This is a genomic window from Prevotella sp. E13-17, assembly GCF_022024035.1.
GTDB lineage: Bacteria > Bacteroidota > Bacteroidia > Bacteroidales > Bacteroidaceae > Prevotella.
This window is the reverse complement of the sequence record NZ_CP091787.1, coordinates 2883603-2904313: the sequence shown is the minus strand read 5'-3', so window position 1 is coordinate 2904313 and position 20711 is coordinate 2883603. Positions and strand designations below refer to the sequence as shown.

Genomic DNA, 20711 nt, shown 5'->3' with positions numbered 1-20711 from the left:
GTCTGATAAACGCTTGTTCAGACCCCCATCCCCCTAACTTAGGGGGCTTAGATTATGGCAAGTGAAATTTCCCCAAAAGCCGAGATTAGCCCCAAGGCAAAGATTGGCAACAACTGTAAGATATTCCCCTTCGTGTATATCGAGGACGACGTGGAGATAGGTGATAACTGTATCATCTTCCCCTTTGTCAGCATTCTCAGCGGCACACGCATGGGACGTAATAATAAGGTGCACCAGGGTGCTGTGATCGGTGCGTTGCCTCAGGACTTCAACTTCCGTGGCGAGAAGTCGGAGTGTATCCTCGGCGACAACAACATCATTCGCGAGAACGTGGTCATCAACCGTGCTACTCACACGGGCGGACAAACCCGACTGGGCAACGACAACGTGTTGATGGAGGGTGCTCACATCTCTCACGACACGAAGGTGGGCAACCGCTGCGTCTTTGGCTATGGCACCAAGATTGCCGGCGACTGCTGCATCGAGGATGGTGTCATCTTCTCGTCGTCGGTCATCGAGAATGCCAAGACCCGTGTGGGGCAGGGTGCCATGATTCAGGCTGGCACCACCTTCTCAAAGGACGTGCCTCCTTATATCATCTGCACCAAGCGCTCTGAGTATGGTGGCGTCAACTTCACCATGGGTCGTTCCTATGGCATCGATGAAAAGGTGCTCAAGCACATTGCCAACGCCTATCGTCTGGTGTTCCACGGTCAGACCTCGCTCTTCGATGCCATCCTGCAGATTGAGCAACAGGTGCCCGACAGTGCCGAGATTCGCCACATCATCGAATTCCTGAAGACCAGCGAGCTCGGCATCATCACGAAGCTGTAACGTGAAACCACACTACGCCCCTCTCCGCCAGACCTTTGGTCGCTTACTGCCGTAGGCAGGGATGCAAGCAGGGGAAGGAAGATCTACGAAAGTGCTGCTATTCGTCGCGAATAGTGGCACTTTTGTTTGCTGACGGTGGCACTTTTCATTGCCAATAGTTCTGCTTTTGTCACGCAATACGGGCTGTTTTGTTCTTTGTCCAGCCCCTGGATGACTCGTTTCCAGGGGCTGGACACGCCATTCCTACCCCCTGAAAGTGGCCTATCCAGCCCCTAAAAGTGGTTATTCTAGCCCCTGGATCCAATGTGATTGTTGCGGTCTTAGACTTTAGAACTGCCTCTTCAAGACATTAGAATACGTGCTTTTAGACTTTAAAACGACCCTGTTTATTGAACAAAACCGAGAAGACCCCTTTGTGAGCCAGAAATCTCTGTTGAGATTTTCATGTTGCCAGTGGTAATCCTTCTTGTGAACAAGTTCACATCAGGCTTCCCACAGACACCATGCCCCCTTCGTGGCTTCTGTCTCACAAAGGAAAAACCACGGACCTTCGGTCCTGAAAACCGAACCCCACCCCGGCCCTCCCAAGGGAGGGAGATATTCTCGATTGGATTCCTGTTTCTAGTTTCATAGTATTATTCGGTTAATTGTTTGTTTTTAAAGGCCTACGGATTATACGGATTTTACAGATTGGGTTTTTAACGGAATAAAAATTTGTAAAATCCGTATAATCCGTAGGTAAAATAAAGTTTTCACTGGTTGGAACCGCCTACGGCGGGAAATTCTTCAAAATTGAAAACAAAATTTTTCATTTTTATTTTTTTTCTTGTCTGACACAAGCCGAATGGATAAAAGATCCTGTTTAATTTTGAATCAGATTTTGAAAAATTTCCCTGCGCAGCAGGCTAAAACTTCCGCGATTGAGGCCGCCTACGTCGGAAAGGTTTAGCTCGACGGCCGACATGGGAAGTCAAATTTTTCAACCTGTGCGGTTGTTTCCTTAGCTTGAACCTTGCGCAGCCACTCCCCTCCCATGTAGGGGAGTTCAGCGGATGATATATGTAATTTATAGAACATACCCCAAAAGGAATCTTTCGTACTATGCGGTTGAAAATCCAAGGACTCCGTAGGCGCTCCCCTCCCATGTAGGGGAGGGGTCGGGGGTGGGGTCAGTGTTGTTCTAACTGCAAATGGAGATACAGACCCCACCCCTGCCCCTCCCCTTGAAGGGAGGGGAGATATTCTTGATTGGATTCCTTTCCTGTTGATTTCAATGCTAAAGAATTACCAGGCCGTAGGCGGTTTTCATGGTATTTCGCTTCTGTTGTTGCAGCCGACAGGCGGTTTGGGGGTAATGCGGCGGCGAAGGCAAGCTTGCTTGGCTTCGATGAAGCATTAGCAACAAACCGATGGGCCGAAGGACCATCAACAACAGAAGCGGGTTTTCACGGTTTTGGTTAAAAAAATGTCGGTTTCATCGAAGATTTTGCAGAATATTCGTTTTTTTTATGTTCAAAATTGTTCGTTTTCTGTGTTCGGAAATGTTCGAAAATGTTCGTTTTTTCATGGGGGAAGTTATTTTGCGGAATCAATGCGCTACTATTGTTGTGCCTAGCGAATAAAATGATATGGGTACGAAAAACAAAAATATTGAGTACGAGAATGCAAAATATTGGTCAAAAAGGTTCTTTGACTTATTTTGACTTATAAGTTTGTTTTAATTTTTTGACTTGCGTATTCTCTTTTTTGCTATATTTGCACCGAGAAATTACTCAAAGCATATAAACCTATAACTATAAAAAATAAATGAATAAGAAACTGTTTTTGATTTGTTTGCTGTGCATGGTTGTGTGTAGCAGTTATGCTCAGAAGTTTGATGAGGGAGCTGTGGCGTTCCTGAAAAATGTATATACAGACATTCTCACGTCGAATTCTGTTGATTTGAACCAGTATATGACTGAAGCATGCTGTGATAAAATAAATAGGTTGAACAAAGAACGCCATTGTTATGTCATCTATGACAATTGGGACCGAACACCGTCGGATTTGGCGACTTTGAGGGTTATCCCTCGTGGACATGACTGGTATTCTGTTTACTTTATTTCAGACCTCAACACAGAAAGGGAACGTCAACATGATATTCGTTATCAGGTCAAGAAAGAGAAGACGTCATATATGGTTACCGACATTGATGAGGATAATGGCATCGATACGACTTTGATAGCAGATAATGTTATGAGTGTTGTCGAACATTTTCCATTATTTCCTGGAGGTGATGAGGAAATGGATAAATTCTTGATAGAGAATGTGTATTACCCGACTTATGCTCAAACCCATAAGCTGTCGGGGCGGGTCGTTGTGACTGTGGTTGTCAGGAAAGATGGCAAGGTATGCAATCCGAAAGTGATTCGGAGTGTCAGTCCCTGTCTAGACAATGCAGTCTTGTATGCTATTAAGCACATGCCCAGGTGGCAACCGGGAAGGCATAGAGGGCGCCTCGTGAATGTGGAATATACGATACCCATCTCTTTTAAAAATAGAGAGCCAAAAGCTAACAACCTCTAAGACAAGCTCCTTAGATTGTGAATAAGGAGTGACGAAGAATAGACATAATAACTTCTTTTTAAAGACATACAAACAAACGAACATACTTATTTTTATAAACATACTTGTTTTGAACATTTTAATTGGATATACAATGAAAAGAAATGTGTTTTTTTAATGATCCTATTCTTCTTCGTGGACGCTATCTGTACATGGTGGGCTATCAGGGCGAAAAAGGAAGAATCATAGTTTGCAGAGTAGATTTGCAAAAAATAAAGGAAGGGAATTAAGTGACACTAGTAAACAAGTAATCGTAGGTCGATAAGATAATGAAACTAAATGACTATAAATATGAAAAAATTTCTTTTAGCATCGTTGCTTGCATTGCCATTAACAGTGAGCGCAGATAATGAAAAGGTAATAGCCCAAACAAAGGGTAGCATTACTTTTGTGGTCGATGAGAATCTGGAGACTATTCCGGATTGTGATCCGTATGATACCGGTGAAATGTCTGCCAGCTTCTTGCTTGGTAGTAAAAATATAAAACTAGAGGACCGACATATCATTGCCACCAGCTTTGCTGATGCCCAATGCATGAGAAATGCTTTCGAGGATGCCTTCTATTGTAGTGTTGTTGATGCATACGCTAAACACAAGTCGCTGACGCTTTCACCCGACATGATGTGGTTGCTCATCAGCCAAGGCTTCGCTCGCTATGTGAACGCTCATCCAGAGGAGTTGCGCCATCAGCTGGTTAATCATAAAAAAAAGGTGACGCTGGTGGTGAGAACTTCTGAGGACCTGCTCACAGGCCATCCCGACTGGCCAGGGCTTATAGATAACTTTGCATCGCAGATTGACCAATGTACCAAGGGTGACATTGCAAAGACCATTACGGCCGACTTCTCAACAACAGGTTCTGCAGAGCGGGTGGCTTCGCAGATTACACTGATGGAGAGCGTGAAGTCTTACTTCGATTATCTGATTATCTACATGAGCTGTGGCATTCCGACAATCACACTGAAAGGAACGCCCGATGACTGGCGTCAGGTGATGGAAAAGAGCAAGAGATTAGAAAAGTACGGCCTTGGCGATTGGACCAAGAGTCTGGAGCCCATACTCGCAGAGTTCGTTTGTGCAGCGGAAGGCCGACCTAACCAGAGCTTTTGGCAGGACATCCTGAAGAAGAATAGGTTGAAAGAACTACAGAGTGGTGGTGGTTGTATTCCTGGAGAACCAACACATTTTGATGGTTGGATACTCAAATTCTTTCCCGATGAGAACGGAAAGACGCTCGATGTGATTGATTATGGAGAAAGAATGCCTGCAGAACAGGTGAGCGTGGGCTTCAAATACCAAGTTGTTAATCGATTTAATAATTCTGTAGTGAGTGAGACTCCCATGGAATTATGGGCAGGATTCGTTGGTGTCGAGGTCGATACGCTCACCAATACCTATACACCAAAAATTGGCTGGCTTGTGCGCAAGTCTCCTAGCGATGAGGATCAGATTAAAGAACTACGAGAGCAGGATGATGCATATGCTATTAATCTCACTGTTGATGAGGTTCCCGAGATACTTTCTCGCATGGAACACATTAAGAGATTAGGCCTTTCTTTCAAAGGTGATGTAAAGCTGCCAGACTGGTTCTTTAAATTGAAGATTGACAGATTGACTATCGATGGAAAAATGACCGATAAGCAGAAAGCTCTTATCAAGAAGCACTTCCCACAAGTGACATTCGAAGCTGTCTATTAGTTTCGAAGTGACAGACTGTATTTAGTCATACAGCCACAACTGTTTGCATGCTGATGGTGTGTAAATAAGCCATTACTGTATAGCAAGTAAAATGTATAAATTATGAAGAAGTTATTCTTGTTTTTCCTATTAGCGTTGGGCGTAATGCACGGCCGCGCCCAATTGCTAGCCGATGCGGATTATAACACGACATCAGGCAATATAGACGTCACCGTTAGAAATATGTCGGACAGCCTGACATTTATTTTCTGTGGTGAACGTATGCCCGTCCCCGATGCAGAGATGAGCTATATAGAACTGGAAAATGGCGAGACCTTATATCCAGAGATTTGCAGGTGTAGTTTATTACCAGGCGATCTGTTTTTCCTGCACCCCGGCGAGCAATGGAAACTTGGATATCCGGTATTAACTGCCAGTTTTGTTCGGGCTTTCCTGCTGGAAATTAGCTACTGGAGGGCGAACATGCCCAAAGAAGAATGGGGAAAGCCTGTTGACTACAAAATGATGAACTGGCGAAAATACACGCTACCCAGAAAAAGCCAGGTGAACCTTTTACGTATCATTAAATGAATAGCAGACCATGAAAAGAATTTATTCGTATATCATATTGGGACTGTTGGCACTCCATGTGTGCCCATGTTCCGCACAGTTGTTAGCAACGTCCAATTATGACCAGGACGCAGGAACCCTTATTGTCACATTGCGGAATGTATCTGATAGCCTGTCGTTTCAGTTCTTGGATGGCGAGGGCGCAAAGCCTGGCACGTTTGTAGCTGTAAAGCCGATAGAGAAGACTGATTACAATCATCAAATATACTATCTTCACGAGGACCTATTCTCGGGTTCTTCGGTGTTCTTACATCCGGGGATGTCGGTCAGCCGTGTGCTGGTATTGCCAAAGAAGATGCCCACATCCTTCCATGTGCAGGTGAATGTGGACTTTGCGCGGTATGCCATCCCAAGGGACAGACGGTCTTCTATTGATGTGTTCTCGCAACAGGACATATTTAAAGATTGGCGGTTGCCGGGACGCACCAGGATGGCATTCAATGAAGATCTCTATGTTGAGGAGCCTAAGGGTGGCAGATGATAGGTCACAGGCATTTTCTATCTTTAAAATATATGATTATGAAAAGAATATATTGCACTTTGTTATTAGCACTGATAATTTCTTCAGTAACTAATGCCCAAGAGGTGACGATGGACTTTCTGAAATCCAGTACATGGAACTATGATGGTCTCCTCTTTCAATATGCCTTTACGGATGACAGCATATATATGTGCTATAAATGGATGTGTTTCGATACAACTGCAAAACCTTATTATCTTTCATCTGAACCACAGCGCACATTTCGTGATGAACTAGTTGGGAAAAATGAAAAAGGAAGATATATCATCGTAAAATCTAATGGGGGCATCATACTTAGTTATGAGATATTATCTCCTTCAGAAAAAGGATTAAATTTGTATGATCCGGTATACGTGAACGGACGCGATGCTATGTTTCTCGAAAGATATGAGAAATACGACACGCTGCGACTTTCCACTTCCTATAAGGAGCAGACCTACAAGCGTGGGAAAAAGTACCAACAGGCTTACTTTAACGCGTTTCCATCAACATGGTATGACTTTGAACGCACGTTCAATGGTGCTTTCTTTAAATACGAGATAGAAGCAACCCACAAACAGGATTTCTCGCACGACTTTGAGAAATATCTTGATGCGTTTAGCAATCTAAAGGACGTCGATACCAAGGAGTACTATCGCAAACTCATTGACGTCACCATCGGTATGCCGATACAAAGTACACCGGCATCGGACAAGTGGCAAGAAATAGTAGCAACCAAGATTTCCGAAAACAACGAACTGGTTTCGCAATTGTTGAAAGAGAAGAGCGAACTCCAACAGGCTCGTTTCTGGCAGTTCGTGAAGAAAGATAATAAATATCTAAAGGGTGTTGTAGTCCGTAAAAAGCAAAGTTATATTAAAGAGATATGGAGACGCTCGATATCTGAAATCGATGTAGACCGCCTCTATCTCACAGACTCGCTCTGCTATTACATTACAAAATGCGTACCCTACAAAACTCCAAGATTCGAAACGATTACTCCTTATAAGATAACAGAAAACAGCGACTGTCATGACGAGAGACTTGTGTTAACTCCCATTAGCAGCAGTAAAGGAACAAGGCTTCAAATGTTTGTACCTGGAGCAAGAGATACGATACGCATTTTCCACATGAGGGAGCCTTCACTTGTCACAGACACGCTTCTCATGGCTGTAGCATACAGAAACCTGTTGGATCGGAACATGGACCAGCAGGAGATGCAACACTTGTTCTTCGAAGGGTTCCCTTCGACATGGAGTGAATTCTATGCTGCCATGATATCTAACGAGAAAGGCAATAATGGCTTCCATCAGCACGCTAATGAATACATTTCTGCATTTGAGCAGTTAAATTGTATTCCTGTACATGAACTTCTCAAGAAGATGGTCAGCATTTCTATTGGTGCCATTGCCCAAGACCCCACCTCTGAACTGTGGCGTACGGTAGTAAGCGATCTCTCTACTCGTTACAAAGAGGAACTGAACAGTGTGCTTCGGGAATTCGAGCCTTGGCAACAAACCTCATTCCGACAGTTTGTGGAGAATAAGGAGTAATAGAACATAATCAAATACTCAAAGATTAATCGTTGCGGCTATGAAAAAAATAACCTTGTTTTTCATATTAGCGTTGGGCATGATGCAAAGCCGCGCTCAATTGCTAGTCGATGCGGACTATAACCCGGCATCAGGCAATATAGACGTCACCGTTAGAAATATGTCGGACAGCCTGACTTATATTTTCTTCCAGTTTACAGCCAGTTACCCAGAGATAAGATATGTAGAAATGGAAGATGGCAGCCTCTTACATTCCTTTGACTGTCATAATACATTATTTCCTGGCGACATCTACTTTCTGCACCCTGGTGAGCAATTTGTGCGTGAAGATTTGCTGCCGAGGGACAGCCGTGTTCGGGCTTTCCTGCTGGAAGTCCCCTATAAGAAGGCCAACATGCCCAAGGAAGAATGGAGGAAAGACATTAACTATAAAATGATGAACTGGCGAAAATATACGCTGCCCGGATGGAATCAGGTGGACCTTTTACGTATCATTAAATGAATAGCAGACCATGAAAATAATTTATTCATATTAGCGAATAAAATGATATGGGTACGAAAAACAAAAATATTGAGTACGAGAATGCAAAATATTGGTCAAAAAGAATCTTTGACTTATTTTGACTTATAAATTCGTTTTAATTTTTTGACTTGCGTATTCTCTTTTTTGCTATATTTGCACCGAGAAATTACTCAAAGCATATAAACCTATAACTATAAAAAATAGATGAACAAGAAACTGTTTTTGATTTGTTTGCTGTGCATGGCTGTGTGTGGCAGTTATGCTCAGAAGTATGATGAGGGAGCTGTGTCGTTTTTGAAAAATGTATATACAGACATTCTCACGTCGAATTCTGTTGATTTGAACCAGTATATGTCTGAAGCATGCTGTGATAAAATAAACAGGTTGAATAAAGAACGCCATTGTTTTGTTATCTATGACAACTATGACCGCACACCGACGGATTTGGCGACTTTGAAGGTTATCCCACGAGGAAAAGACTGGTATTCTGTTTACTTTATTTCTGACCTCAACACAGAAAGGGAGCGCCAGCATGATATTCGTTATCGGGTCAAGAAAAAGAAGAAGTCATATATGGTTACCGACATTGATGAGGATAATGGCATCGATACGACTTTGACAGCAGACAATGTTGTGCTTGTTCCCGAGCAGCTTCCTGAATTTCCCGGAGGCAATCAGGAACTGGTCAACTATATGTCAAAGCGTATTTATTTCCCGGCTTTTGCCAAAGCCAACAACCAGTCTGGTCGTGTTATAGTGACTTTCATAGTCCGAAAAGACGGCAAGATATGTAACGAGAAAGTGTTCCGGGGCGTCTGTCCTTGTCTTGACAATGCAGCATTGTTTGCAATAAGGCACATGCCAAATTTTAAACCTGGAATTGATAAAGGCAAACCTGTCAATGTAAAATACACAATCCCAATCTCGTTTAAATATAGAGAGCCAAAAGCTAACAACCTCTAAGACAAGCTCCTTAGATTGTGAATAAGGAGTGACGAAGAATTCTGTGTAAAACAATATACCAATAATCACTAAAAACAATTTGTAATTATGAAAAAGTTTCTTTTTTCGTTTGCCGTTATGGCATTGTGTTCAATGGTGTCTTTTGCCGGCAAAAACAATCCTTTGGTCGGAGTATGGCAGAAAGTGGAATACAGAGGCTCTGGCATTATAATGATTGGCTCGGCTGGTAAGGTGTTTATGCCCGATGGACGTTTGTTCGGCTTTTACTTAAATCCCGCTGATTACAATCACTATGAGGATTTTGATTTCAATCCGTGGCTTTTTGGTAATTATGAGGTTACCAGCGACAACACTTATCATGAAAAGATAACGCTGCACCAGGCAGGGCCGCAGTGGGAGACAGATGCTTATTTCACCTATAAGTTTCTGAATAGTCGTATCTTGCTTGCAGAGTTCACGCATGTCTTCCCCGATGGCACTAAGCGTACCATCACTGATGTGTGGATAAAGGCTGTCTATGACGAGAAAGAGCGCAAGGAACTTCTGAAGAAGGTGGCAGATAACTGGGACGAGTATATGCAAAGGGCTAAAATAATATTCGGAAGAATGTCTTATGATGATTGCCCTATTCGTTGAAATGGCAGCTTCTAATGGTCGATACCATTGACTCAATAGAAATATAGTGGTGAACATGGCGTGACCACGAGATTGAAAACGGATGGCTCTTCAGACCTCTGCAAGAGCCATCCGTTATAAAAACATTAATTAAATAATTCATTATCTTGTAACTATGAAACGAAAACTAACATGAACAACGCTCTCCGAACTTGAGTTGCATGCAGAGATCATGAAACTGTTTCTATCTCTAGCTATAGATCCGACTATGAGTATGTATAAACTAAATGATGTCTTGCCCGATAAAGATTATTAATATCAAAGTATGTCAGTTTAAAATATACAATGAAAAGAATATATTGCACTTTGTTATTATCACTGATGCTTTCTTTAGTAACCAACGCTCAAGAGGTGACGATGGACTTTTTGAAGTCTAGTACATGGACATGGAAACGAATTTCCTATCAAGTAGCTTTCACGGAGGATAGTATATATATGGGTACTAAATTGTCGAGCTTAGGCGTGGATGCAGAAGCTTACTATCTTTCAATGGAACCACACAGTAAGTTCCGTGATGACCTAGTCGGGAAAAGCAAAAAAGGGAGGTATGTCGTTGTGAAATCGAATGAGTCAACGCCATCCAAGACCTTTAACTTTAGAATTATGTCAGTATCAGACAATGGCATCTCCTTGTATTGCGAAGACGTTGCCGATTACAACGAGCGAATCCTCAGTAAAAATGATAGTGAGAAATTCGATACGTTACGTTTTTCTTGCTCCTATAAAGAGTTGATAAGAAAGCATGGCAAACAGTACCAGCAGGCCTTTTTTGATGCGTTTCCTTCAATATGGTATGATTTTGAGCGCACGTTCAATGGAGCTTTCTTCAAAAACGATATAAAGGCTATCTACAAGCAGGACTTCTCGCACGACTTTGAGAAGTATCTCAATGCGTTTAGCAATCTAAGGGACATTGATGCCAAGGAGTACTATCGTAAACTCATTGGCATCACCATTGGCATGCCGATACAAAGCACACCGGCCTCGGACATGTGGCAGAAAATAGTGACAGCCAAGGTGGCTCGCAACAAACGACTGGTTTCGCAATTGTTGAATGAGAAGACCGAGCTTCAAAGAGCTCGTTTCTGGCAGTTCATGCAGCAGGATAATAGGTTTAGGCAAAAGAATGTGGTGGGCAACAAAATGCAACGCTTTATCAAAGAGATATATGGACGTGGATATGGGTTCTTCGATGTTGAGCTTGTTTGTATGACAGATTCGCTTTGCTATTATATCACGAATTGTGTACCAAAGCAGACTCCGGGAATCGAATTCGTGGTCCCTTGTAGGATGACGGAAGATAGTTGTAAGACTGATAAAGGGATTGTCTTAACACGCATTCATAGTGATAAGGGAACCATACTTCAGATGTATATCCCTGAGGTGGAAAAGCCGTTACGCAAATTCGGAGAGAGAGAACCTTCTGCTGTTACAGATACGCTCCTTATGGCTGTGGCATACAGGAACCTAGTGTTAAAGAACATGCATCAGCGTGAGATGCAACACCTATTCTTCGAAGGGTTCCCATCGACTTGGAGTGAATTCTATGCCGTGATGATATCAGATGAGTATGGCAATAATGGCTTCCGTGACAATGCCGATAGATACATTTATACTTTCAAGCATTTGAGTTGTATTCCTGTACGTGAAAAACTCCGCAAGATGGTAGGCATCTCTATTGGTGCCATGGCGCAAGATCCCGTTTCGGAACAGTGGCGTACGGTAGTAAGCGATCTCTCTGCTCGTTACAAGGATGAGCTGAACAATGTGCTTCAAGAGTTTGCGCCTTGGCAACAGACCTCTTTCCGACAGTTTGTAGAGAATAAGGAGTGACGATGAATAGACATAATAACCTCTTTTTAAAGACATACAAACAAACGAACATACCTGATTTCACAAACAGACTTGTTTTATGAAACGAAAGTTAATACGCGCAACGCTCAAACTTTTTGTTTAGAGAAGATACAAAAGAAATGGCGAGTCTCCATTGGGATGACTCGCCATTAGTGGTTTATGAAAAGCTAAATTGATTAGCCCAGGTGGATGGCCTCAGAAGGACAAACACTAGCGCAAGTACCGCACTCGGTGCAAGCATCAGCATCGATTGAATACTTCTCGCCCTCAGAGATTGCCTCTACGGGGCACTCACCCTGACATGTACCGCATGCGATACAGTCGTCACCAATTACATATGCCATAATCTTTCTAAATTTTTGATTAGTTAATACTCAATTATTGTGATGCAAAGATACAAAGTTTTTCCGGACTCTACCAAATTTTTGGTATCTTTTTTATCAATTTATACAGTGTCGAAATTGTGATTTGAGCGCCTACCATATAATAATAAAGGGCTTTCTGCGTTATAAATAAACAATGAAACGACTACTGTTGATACTCGTCATACTGGCTGTGGCCATGGCCGATGGTGCCGCTCAGAAGCGCAAGGTGCAGAACCGACCTTATGTGGATTTGCGCCCCATGCACTTTGGCATCAGCATTGGCATGAACATGCAGGATGTGAAGATGAAGAACGTGGGGCCGCAGTTGGTGGCACTGCCCGACGTGGGCGAACAGGAACGCACGGTGTATTGCGATGCCGACACGTGGAATCCGGGCTTCAGCGTGGGGGTGGTGGGCGACCTCCGACTCAACCAGTACCTCTCGCTGCGCGTCACGCCATCAATGCATTTCGGGTCGAAGCGTCTGGTGTTTCGCGATATGGACAACCTGAGCGAGAACGGAACGCCACGCGAGACGACGCAGGACATGAAGAACACGTATGTGTCGGTGCCCGTGGATGTGAAGTTTGCAGCAGAGCGCTTCAACAACTATCGCCCTTATATGCTGGCTGGCGTCAGCCCCATGCTGAACCTCTCGGGCAAGGATCAGGACTATAGTCACCTGAAGCCCTTTGACGTGATGCTGGAGGTCGGCATGGGTTGCGACTTGTACCTGCCTTTCTTCAAGTTGATACCCGAGCTGAAGTTCTGCTACGGACTGACCAATGCCTATGACAGTAGCCATGCCAGCGAGCTACGCGACGTCAACCAGCGTGTGTTTACCAATGCTGTTGGCTCTGCCCGTAGCAGCATGTTTGTGTTTACACTTTATTTCGAATAGGGTAGGCTCCTGGTATAAGAAAAATGCCGGCCTGGACGTTATGCATGTCCAGGCCGGCTTTGTTTTTGAGCAGTTGCCCCCGTGGGGCTTACGACTTACTCATTGTTATCTGAAAACGAATAGGGATAGGCCGATGGCTTCGTGCCACGACGCTTGTTTGGCTTGCTACCCATCTGGTAGTTCAGCTTCACACCGCGCATCAACTGTTCATGGGTGAAGTAGTTCTTGTCGTACGTCTTTCCATTCACCGTGAGCGACTGCACGTAGCGGTTCTCGTCGCTGTTGGCTGGTGCCGACAGGTCAATGGTCTTGCCGTTGGCCAAGTTCACCTTGGCTTTCTTGAAGAGAGGAGCGCCCAGCACGTACTGGTCGGTGGCAGGACATACAGAATAGAAACCTAGTGCCGACATGATGTACCAGGCAGAAGTCTGTCCGTTGTCCTCATCGCCGCAATAGCCGTCGGGCGTAGCGAAGTAGAGACGTCGCATAGCTTCGCGTACCCAGTACTGCGTCTTCCAGGGCTCTCCGGCATAGTTGTAAAGGTAGATCATGTGCTGTATAGGCTGGTTGCCGTGGGCATACTGTCCCATGTTGACCACCTGCATCTCGCGCATCTCGTGTATCAGTTGCTTACGTGTATCGACAGCACCGCCAAAGGTGGGTGGTGTCGTGAACACGGCATCCAGCTTGTTGATGAAGGCCTGATTGCCACCCATCAGCGAGATGAGTCCTCGAATATCATGGAACACGCACCAGGTCCAGTGCCAGCTGTTACCCTCGGTGAAGGGGCCCCACCATTCATCGGCCTTGAAGTCGTCGGGGAAGTTTCCTTTCGAGTCGCGTCCGCTCATCATGCCGTATTTGGGATGATAGATGTTCTTGTAGTTCAGGCAGCGCTGCTTGTAGATGTCGGTCTCGCTGGCAGGGCGTCCCAGGCGCTTACCCATCTGGTAGATGCACCAGTCGTCGTAGGCATACTCTAATGTGCGTGAGGCGCTCTGGCCCACTACGTCAGAAGGCACATAGCCCAGCTCGTTGTATTCCTTGAAAGCCAGTCGGCCCGACGATGATACCTTGGGGTGAACGGCATTGGCACCCTTCAGCAGTCCCTTGTACATCTCGAGGGCATCCTTCTTGATGTTGCCCTTCACGAAGGCGTCGGCCACCACCGAGGCAGAGTTGTTGCCCACCATGCAGCCACGGTGTCCGGGTGTGGCCCACTCAGGATAGAAACCACTCTCCTTATAGGCATTGTAAAAGCCCTCTTCCATCTGTTCGCTCATCTCGGGATAGACCAGGTTGACCAGTGGCATCAGTCCGCGGAACGAGTCCCAGAAGCCTGTGTCGGTAAATAGGTAGCCGGGCAGCACTTCGCCGGTGTGCGGGCTATAGTGCACAATCTGTCCCTTGGCATCCTTCTCGTAGAACATACGTGGGAATAGGGTGCTGCGATACAGACAGCTGTAGAATGTGCGCAGCTCGTTCACATCGTTCGATTCCACCTCGATGCGTCCCAGCACCTCGTTCCAGCGCTCGCGTCCCTTCTGCTTCAGCTGGTCGAACGACAGCTTGCCCAGTTCTTTCAGGTTCTGCTCGGCCTGTTCGGTGCTGATAAACGATGAAGCTACTCGTGCGTGCACCTGCTCGCCTTTCTTCGTGGCAAAGCCGATGATGGCACCGGCATGGTTGCCGCTGGCCTCCAGCTCGCCCTTGCGGATGTCGCCATTAGGAACGGCAGCGGTATAGGTAAAGGGCTTGTCGAAGACAATGACGAAATAGTTCTTGAAGTTGCCTGGCACGCCCCCGCTGTTCTTGGTCGAGTAGCCCACAATCTTACGCTCACCAGGGATGATGGTCACTGACGAGCCACGGTCTAGCGCATCGATGACCACGCACGACTGTTCGTTTTCGGGGAATGTGAAGCGAAACATGGCAGCACGTTCTGTTGGCACCAGCTCTGTGTTGATGTCATAGTCGGCCAGATATACCTGATAGTAGTAAGGTAGGGCTGTCTCTGCCTTATGGTTGAAGAAGCTGGCGCGGTCGCCCTCGGCAAACACGGGTGTGCCGGTGGTAGGCATCAGCGCAAACTGTCCGTAGTCGTTCATCCATGGACTGGGCTGATGGGTCTGTTTGAAGCCGCGTATGCGATTGGCATTATAGCTGTACACCCATCCGTCGCCCATATTTCCTGTCTGTGGCGTCCAGAAGTTCATGCCCCAAGGCATGGCCGTGGCTGGATAGGTGTTGCCGGTAGAGAGCTCGAAGTTCGAGTCTGTGCCCACCAGCGTACTCACATAGTCGGCATAGTTGCCTTTGGCCTGTGCAGCAAATGCCATACAGGTACTTGCAACAAGCATTAATAGTTTTCGTTTCATGTCATTATTACTTTTTTAGTTGATGATATTGTATCATTCTCGTTCCCGTCGCTGTCAGGGTGACGGTAAAGCGGTGCAAAGGTACTCATTACAATTCAAAACGGGCTTTCCATTTGTGCCAAAATACTCCTTTTTTGGCACAAATGGCACGTTTTTATAATTATAAGGTGTTGTTCTTGCTCTGCTGTTGCTCTCGGTAGGCCTTAGGCGTTTGGTTGAAGTGCCTTCTGAACTCCTTGTAGAAGGTTGACTGCGTGTCGTAGCCCGTCTTATACATCACCTCAGAGATGGTCATGTGGGTAGAGGCGAGCAAGCGTGCCGCCGTTTTGACACGATACTCCTTGATGAACTCCTTGACGGGTGGCAGCTGGGCTGTCTCAAACTTGCGGTAGAGGTTGCGACGACTAATCTTTAGGATGTTGGCCAGCATCTCGGCATCCAGGTGCGAGTTGCCGATATGCTTATCGACGGCCTCGGTGACCTCTTCGAGGAAGTCTTGCTGCTCTTTTTCGATGAGTGCATCGGAAAAGCTGCCGCTGGCCGATGACTGCTGTTCGCTGGCGATTTGCATCTGTTGTTGCGCCACCTCCATCTCGTGCTTGTGGCGCTGTTGCTGTTGCCACCAGCGGCGCAACAGCCAACCGACGATGGCGGCGCAGCACATGTAGAACGCATAGGCCCACCACCTGCGGTACCAGGGTGGGGTGATGATGATATGCAGCAGAGCTTCGCCACTTTCCTTGCCGGTGCTGATGTTGCGTGTCTTCACATACAGCGTGTAGTGGCCTGGTTGCATATCGCTAAAGGTAAACTGGTTGCTATGGCCGTTGGCTGTCCACTCGTCGCTGGCAGACAGACGGTAATAGTAGTCTAGCATGGAACCGCCCAGATAGTCGTAGGTGGCTACGCCAATGGTGAAGAAGTTCTGCTGATGGTCCAGACGTAGGGTGCTGACCGCTGCTTCTGGATCCATAAAGTCGTCGATGTCCTGTTGGATGCCTTGTATGCTCAGGCGGTTGAAGTCTATCTGCAACTTGTTGGCGCTGGGCGTGGCATGGGCATCATAGCTGATGGCAGCAAGACCATTGATAGAACCGAAGAGCAACGTGTTGCCTGCATGGTAGGCTGCGCCGTCGCAATATTCCTTGAACCCTGGGATGGTGTTGCTGTCAACAACCTTGATAACGTCGCCTTGCAGACTAAGGGCAGCCAGACCAGCACTTGTTGAGGCCCACACCTCGCCATGACTGCTCAATGTGAAGGCATGGATGGTGTTGGAGGGGAGACCGTGGCTGGTGTCTATATGTTTGACGGTGCCTTTATGGTCCAGGATGATGATGCCGGCACTGGTGCCTATCCATAGGTTGTTGGCAATGTTTCTCAGAGCGAAGACGTCGTTGATATTGGGTGTCTTCTCGGTATCGCCGAAGGGCACATGCTCCAAGATGTCGCCCTTCAGTTTGTAGAGTCCCTTTCCGCGATTGCCGAAAAGCAGATAGCCCTGTGGCCCTTCGGCCATGCAGAAGAAGTAGTTGGACGACATGCTGCCGCCGTCAAGACGGTAGGACTTCACATCGCTGAGTTCCGGTTGTCTGTTCTTCTCGTCGATGTGTGCACTCACGATGCCGTTGCCCAGTGCTGCCAGCCATAGCCTACCGTCGCGCTCGGCCATGGCCATCACGTTGGCGGCATAGCCTGGCAGCGACATTCTGATGAAACGCTGGCTCTTTCTGTCGTAGCAACTCACGCCACGGTCGTGACCTATCCAGATGTGCTGTCCGTCTTTGCTGTCCAGTATGCTGAAGATGTTGCGACTCTCCAAGCCCGGTGTAGCGTCGTTGAAGTGGGTGCCCTGTGGCAGCGACTGACTGTTGGCGGTGCTGAAGTGCGGAACACGGAGTAGGCCATCGCCCTTAGAACCAACCCACAGCGTGTTGTCGGCATCGAGCAGCAGGGCGCGGATGGCCTGTTGCTGCTTGGTGAAGATGCTTTTGCCCGTGTAGGTGCAGTAGGTGTAGGCCTCATTGCTCAGCATCATGGCGCCTTCGCCATCGGTGCCTATCCAGACGATATCGTTGTAGCGGTCTTTGGTCAGGCAGAACACGCCTGTGTTGATGTTCAGGTCGGTGATCTTCGGTGTGTCGTTAGGACCTTTCGGCAACACAACACTGATCATGCCGCCCGTGCCAAAGGCCATCAGCAGTTCGCCGTTGAACTCCACAATGTCGTTGATGCTGCCTCGCGTGGCCAGTTCGTGACTCAGTGAGAACAGTTTCTGAAAGCGTCGGGTGGCGTAGGAGTAGGTCAGCAGCATGCCCTGGTCGTCGATGATATACTCCTTGTCGTGACTTTCCACGGCAATGCGGATGTTTGCAGCCCGCTGGTGGTATCGTCCTATCTGATACGTGCCGTCGGCATGGCGCAGCAACTCGTAGGTCATGATACGGCTGTTCTGGAACACCAGCACCTGGTGGTCGGTCACCACATAGTCGCATGGCCAGGGCACATTGTCGCCAAGTCCTAAGGAAAGAGAGCGGAAATTGCCGTCGGGACCCATGTAGCAAAGGCGTCCGTTGTCAAGAATGAAGCCGTCGCCCCTTGGGTTGCGCTTCATCTTTCTCAGTCCGGCAAACTGAGAGAAGAACTTGTATTCCTTCTTGTATCGTGTAAATACGTTAAGACCATAGTTGGTGAGTACCCATGTCTGGTTGCCGTTGACGCACATCACGTTCTCGACAACGCGTCCACGGATGCTGTTCTTTCCATGGGTGTCGGCACTCCACACGCGTACACCATCGTAGCCATCGAGCCCGTCGAGGGTGCCAAAGAGCATCTCGCCACAGGGCTTTTGTTCTACGGACAATACAAAACTATTGGTTAGTCCTTGGATGTGCTTGATATTATAGGCACAAGCTGACTTTAGGACGCATGCCAATAGGAATAAACCATACAGCCTTCGTCGCATCTTACTATTTAGTTCAAGCTTTATGTATTTAGCTTTGCAAAGTTAAACATTGTTTTCTTGTTGTACGAAAACCGCCAGTTTATTTAACTTTATTTAGAAAGACAGCGTGGCTTCCTTTTCTCCGCAGGACAAAGAAAAGCGTGTGCCGTATTAGTTTGCGGCACACGCTTATTATTAGGATTGTGAATGATGCTTACTGCTTGTTTTGCTCGTCAACCGTGCTTTCCCAACCCTTGTTCTGCACACAGAGGTGGTTGCGGTTCAGCTCCTCCTGAGGAATGGGCAGCAGCGACATGCGCTTAGCAAAGATACGGTGCTGCTGTACTACGCGCTTGTAGAACTTCAGGTCGGTGGCGGTGTTGCTGCCATAGAGGTTGTAGCCATACAGGTCGCCACCTTCACCACCCTTGTGGTAGGGAGCGTAGATCCAACCGTCGGTGAGTTCCTCGCCATTGGTGCGCCACTTACCTTCGGCCACACCCCAACGACGAACGTCGTAGTAGTACTTGTTCTCGAAAGCCATCTCGATGAGGCGCTCTCGATAGATGGCCTTCAGCACTGTAGTCTGATCGTAGGCTGGCAGGGCAATGCGGTCTTCGCCGCGAGCCCCCTTGCTGTTGTCGCTGGCATTGAGCTTATACTCTGCCACACCAGCACGTGCACGGATGGCATTGACGGCAGTCAGGGCTTCCTCCAGGTCGCCCAGCTCGGCACAAGCCTCGGCATAGTTCAGGTAAACCTCGCCCAGACGCAGCAGAACGCAGTAGTTCCAACCACCCAGTGCACTTGCATACTGACAGCTCTTGCGGCAGATGGTGCCGAAGACAGGGTAGTCGTGCGTACCAGAAGAGTTAGGACCAGAGTTGCCCGAGTAGTTCATCTCGCTGGGAGCGTTCTTACCATTGCCAATGTTCCAAGGACGATTCTGGAAGGTGATGCCCAGATAGAAACGAGCCTCACGGTCGTAGAACTGCTTCATGATAGGATGTGCGTTCTGCATGGTGAAGTAGTTGTAGCCGGAATAAGGGTCGTTGTAGGTGGTCTTACGCAGGTTCACCAGTGCGTTGGTATATTGAGTCTCGTCGCCATACTCATCATAGGTGAAGTAGTCAGGGTCTTCTTCGATGCGCAAGCCCTTGTTGGTGAAGTAGAGGTCCACAAACTCCAAGGGCACGGTGTAAGCACCTGCACCGCCGTCAACAGTTCCGTAGGGAGCGGGCAGCGAACCACCATTGTTGCGCGGCACCATAGGATAGGTGTCGGTAGAGTTCTTGGTGGTGCCCACAATCATCTCCTCGTTGTCGCTGTTGCCGATGCAGGCATAGAGAACAGAGTTGTAGGGACATGACTGATCAACCGAGTTGACCAGCTCGCCACTGCTGTTGCGCAGCACCAGTCGCCACTGGCCATCGTCGATCAGTTCCTTGGCAGCATCGCGGGCGTCAATCCATTTCTGGTTGTCGCGAGCTTGGGGGAACAGCTTCTTGCCGTCGGGATTAGTAACGTCGGCATAGAATGGATCGCCATTGAACAGATAGCTGGCGCGGAACAACAGCACCTCAGAACGGATACCGCGAACGGTCTCTTCGGTGAAGTTGCCGGCATACTGGCGGATGAAGGTGTTCTCATCGTCATACTTGGTCAGCAGGTCGCCACTGCTCAGCACATCGTCGAACTCGCTGAGAATGTAGTCGAAGCACTCGTCCACGGTGCTACGCTCTTCCATCATGTTGCCCAGGTCGTCTTCTACACCGTTCACACGGTCGCCAATGATAGCCACAGGACCGAAGTTCTTCATCAGACAGAAGTAGAAATAAGCTCTCAGCGCACGGCACTCAGCCTTGGTGGTAGCTTTTTCTCTGTCGCTCATAGGGGCACACTCATCCACGTGTTGCAAGTACACGTTGGCATACTGAATGCCACGATAATAGTTGGTGAACATGTCCGCAACCCAACCCGTAGAAGGCGACAGCGTACCGTTGATGATGTTCAGATGCTTACCATTACCACCATCGCTCCAAGGCTGATAGCCCGAGAGTGAGGCATGCAGCATCATACCGTTGCTGGTACCTCCCTGATAGCGGGTCTGCAGGGTGTTGGGGATATAAGAATAAACGTTGGACAACCAACTGAGAGTCTGCCCACGGTTAGAGAAGACATCCTCGAGCGAAGTGGCGTTGTTGGGCACGTCGTCGAAGTAGTCGTCGCATGAGCTGAGTGTGAACGCAGTCATGGCGGTCAGCAAGACTCCAAAGCAATATTTCTTTGTTTTATTAATCATGATTATCTA

General features: G+C 47.2%; 15 protein-coding genes. 11 read left to right on the top strand and 4 right to left on the bottom strand.

The features are described from left to right. Window positions 1–54 precede the first annotated feature (54 nt). The 10 genes from lpxA to L6472_RS11690 all read left to right on the top strand — a co-directional run bounded on the left by lpxA (window position 55) and on the right by L6472_RS11690 (window position 11791). A complete protein-coding gene (lpxA, locus tag L6472_RS11735; RefSeq protein WP_237805308.1) occupies window positions 55–834 on the top strand; it encodes an acyl-ACP--UDP-N-acetylglucosamine O-acyltransferase in 780 nt (259 codons plus the stop codon). A gap of 1806 nt (window positions 835–2640) precedes the next feature. Beyond that, window positions 2641–3399, top strand: coding sequence for an energy transducer TonB (locus L6472_RS11730; RefSeq protein ID WP_237805306.1), 759 nt, complete (start codon window positions 2641–2643; stop codon window positions 3397–3399). Between the two features lie 330 nt (window positions 3400–3729). After that, window positions 3730–5136: a DUF4419 domain-containing protein gene (locus L6472_RS11725; RefSeq protein ID WP_237805304.1), complete on the top strand. Its 1407-nt coding sequence runs from the start codon at window positions 3730–3732 to the stop codon at window positions 5134–5136. Window positions 5137–5238: 102 nt separating this feature from the next. Next, a complete protein-coding gene (locus L6472_RS11720; protein WP_237805302.1) occupies window positions 5239–5706 on the top strand; it encodes a hypothetical protein in 468 nt (155 codons plus the stop codon). Between the two features lie 10 nt (window positions 5707–5716). Continuing rightward, entirely contained in the window at window positions 5717–6226 is a 510-nt protein-coding gene (locus tag L6472_RS11715; protein ID WP_237805300.1) for a hypothetical protein, read from the top strand. Between the two features lie 38 nt (window positions 6227–6264). Further along, window positions 6265–7797, top strand: coding sequence for a hypothetical protein (locus tag L6472_RS11710; protein ID WP_237805298.1), 1533 nt, complete (start codon window positions 6265–6267; stop codon window positions 7795–7797). 40 nt (window positions 7798–7837) lie between these two features. After that, entirely contained in the window at window positions 7838–8299 is a 462-nt protein-coding gene (locus tag L6472_RS11705; RefSeq protein WP_237805296.1) for a hypothetical protein, read from the top strand. 225 nt (window positions 8300–8524) lie between these two features. Continuing rightward, a complete protein-coding gene (locus tag L6472_RS11700) occupies window positions 8525–9283 on the top strand; it encodes an energy transducer TonB (RefSeq protein ID WP_237805294.1) in 759 nt (252 codons plus the stop codon). Window positions 9284–9370: 87 nt separating this feature from the next. Further along, complete coding sequence (locus L6472_RS11695) at window positions 9371–9919, top strand: DUF4488 domain-containing protein (protein WP_237805292.1); 549 nt, start codon at window positions 9371–9373, stop codon at window positions 9917–9919. Window positions 9920–10243: 324 nt separating this feature from the next. Continuing rightward, on the top strand, window positions 10244–11791 hold the full coding sequence (locus L6472_RS11690; RefSeq protein ID WP_237805290.1) for a hypothetical protein: 1548 nt from the start codon (window positions 10244–10246) through the stop codon (window positions 11789–11791). A 197-nt stretch (window positions 11792–11988) separates the two neighbouring features. Here L6472_RS11690 and L6472_RS11685 read toward each other — a convergent pair whose 3' ends face one another. Further along, window positions 11989–12156 (bottom strand): DUF362 domain-containing protein, encoded by a 168-nt coding sequence (locus L6472_RS11685; protein WP_027449896.1) that lies wholly within the window; start codon window positions 12154–12156, stop codon window positions 11989–11991. A 175-nt stretch (window positions 12157–12331) separates the two neighbouring features. On the opposite strand from L6472_RS11685, the gene L6472_RS11680 reads away from it, so the two are divergent. Continuing rightward, window positions 12332–13078: a porin family protein gene (locus tag L6472_RS11680; RefSeq protein WP_237805288.1), complete on the top strand. Its 747-nt coding sequence runs from the start codon at window positions 12332–12334 to the stop codon at window positions 13076–13078. A gap of 95 nt (window positions 13079–13173) precedes the next feature. Here L6472_RS11680 and L6472_RS11675 read toward each other — a convergent pair whose 3' ends face one another. From L6472_RS11675 to L6472_RS11665, 3 genes are all read right to left on the bottom strand, one after another. Continuing rightward, window positions 13174–15456, bottom strand: coding sequence for a GH92 family glycosyl hydrolase (locus L6472_RS11675; RefSeq protein ID WP_370640849.1), 2283 nt, complete (start codon window positions 15454–15456; stop codon window positions 13174–13176). A gap of 160 nt (window positions 15457–15616) precedes the next feature. After that, a complete protein-coding gene (locus L6472_RS11670) occupies window positions 15617–18421 on the bottom strand; it encodes a helix-turn-helix domain-containing protein (protein WP_237805286.1) in 2805 nt (934 codons plus the stop codon). A gap of 193 nt (window positions 18422–18614) precedes the next feature. After that, the gene (locus L6472_RS11665; RefSeq protein ID WP_237805284.1) at window positions 18615–20702 is read right to left on the bottom strand and encodes a RagB/SusD family nutrient uptake outer membrane protein; all 2088 of its coding nucleotides are present in this window, start codon (window positions 20700–20702) and stop codon (window positions 18615–18617) included. Window positions 20703–20711: the final 9 nt, after the last annotated feature.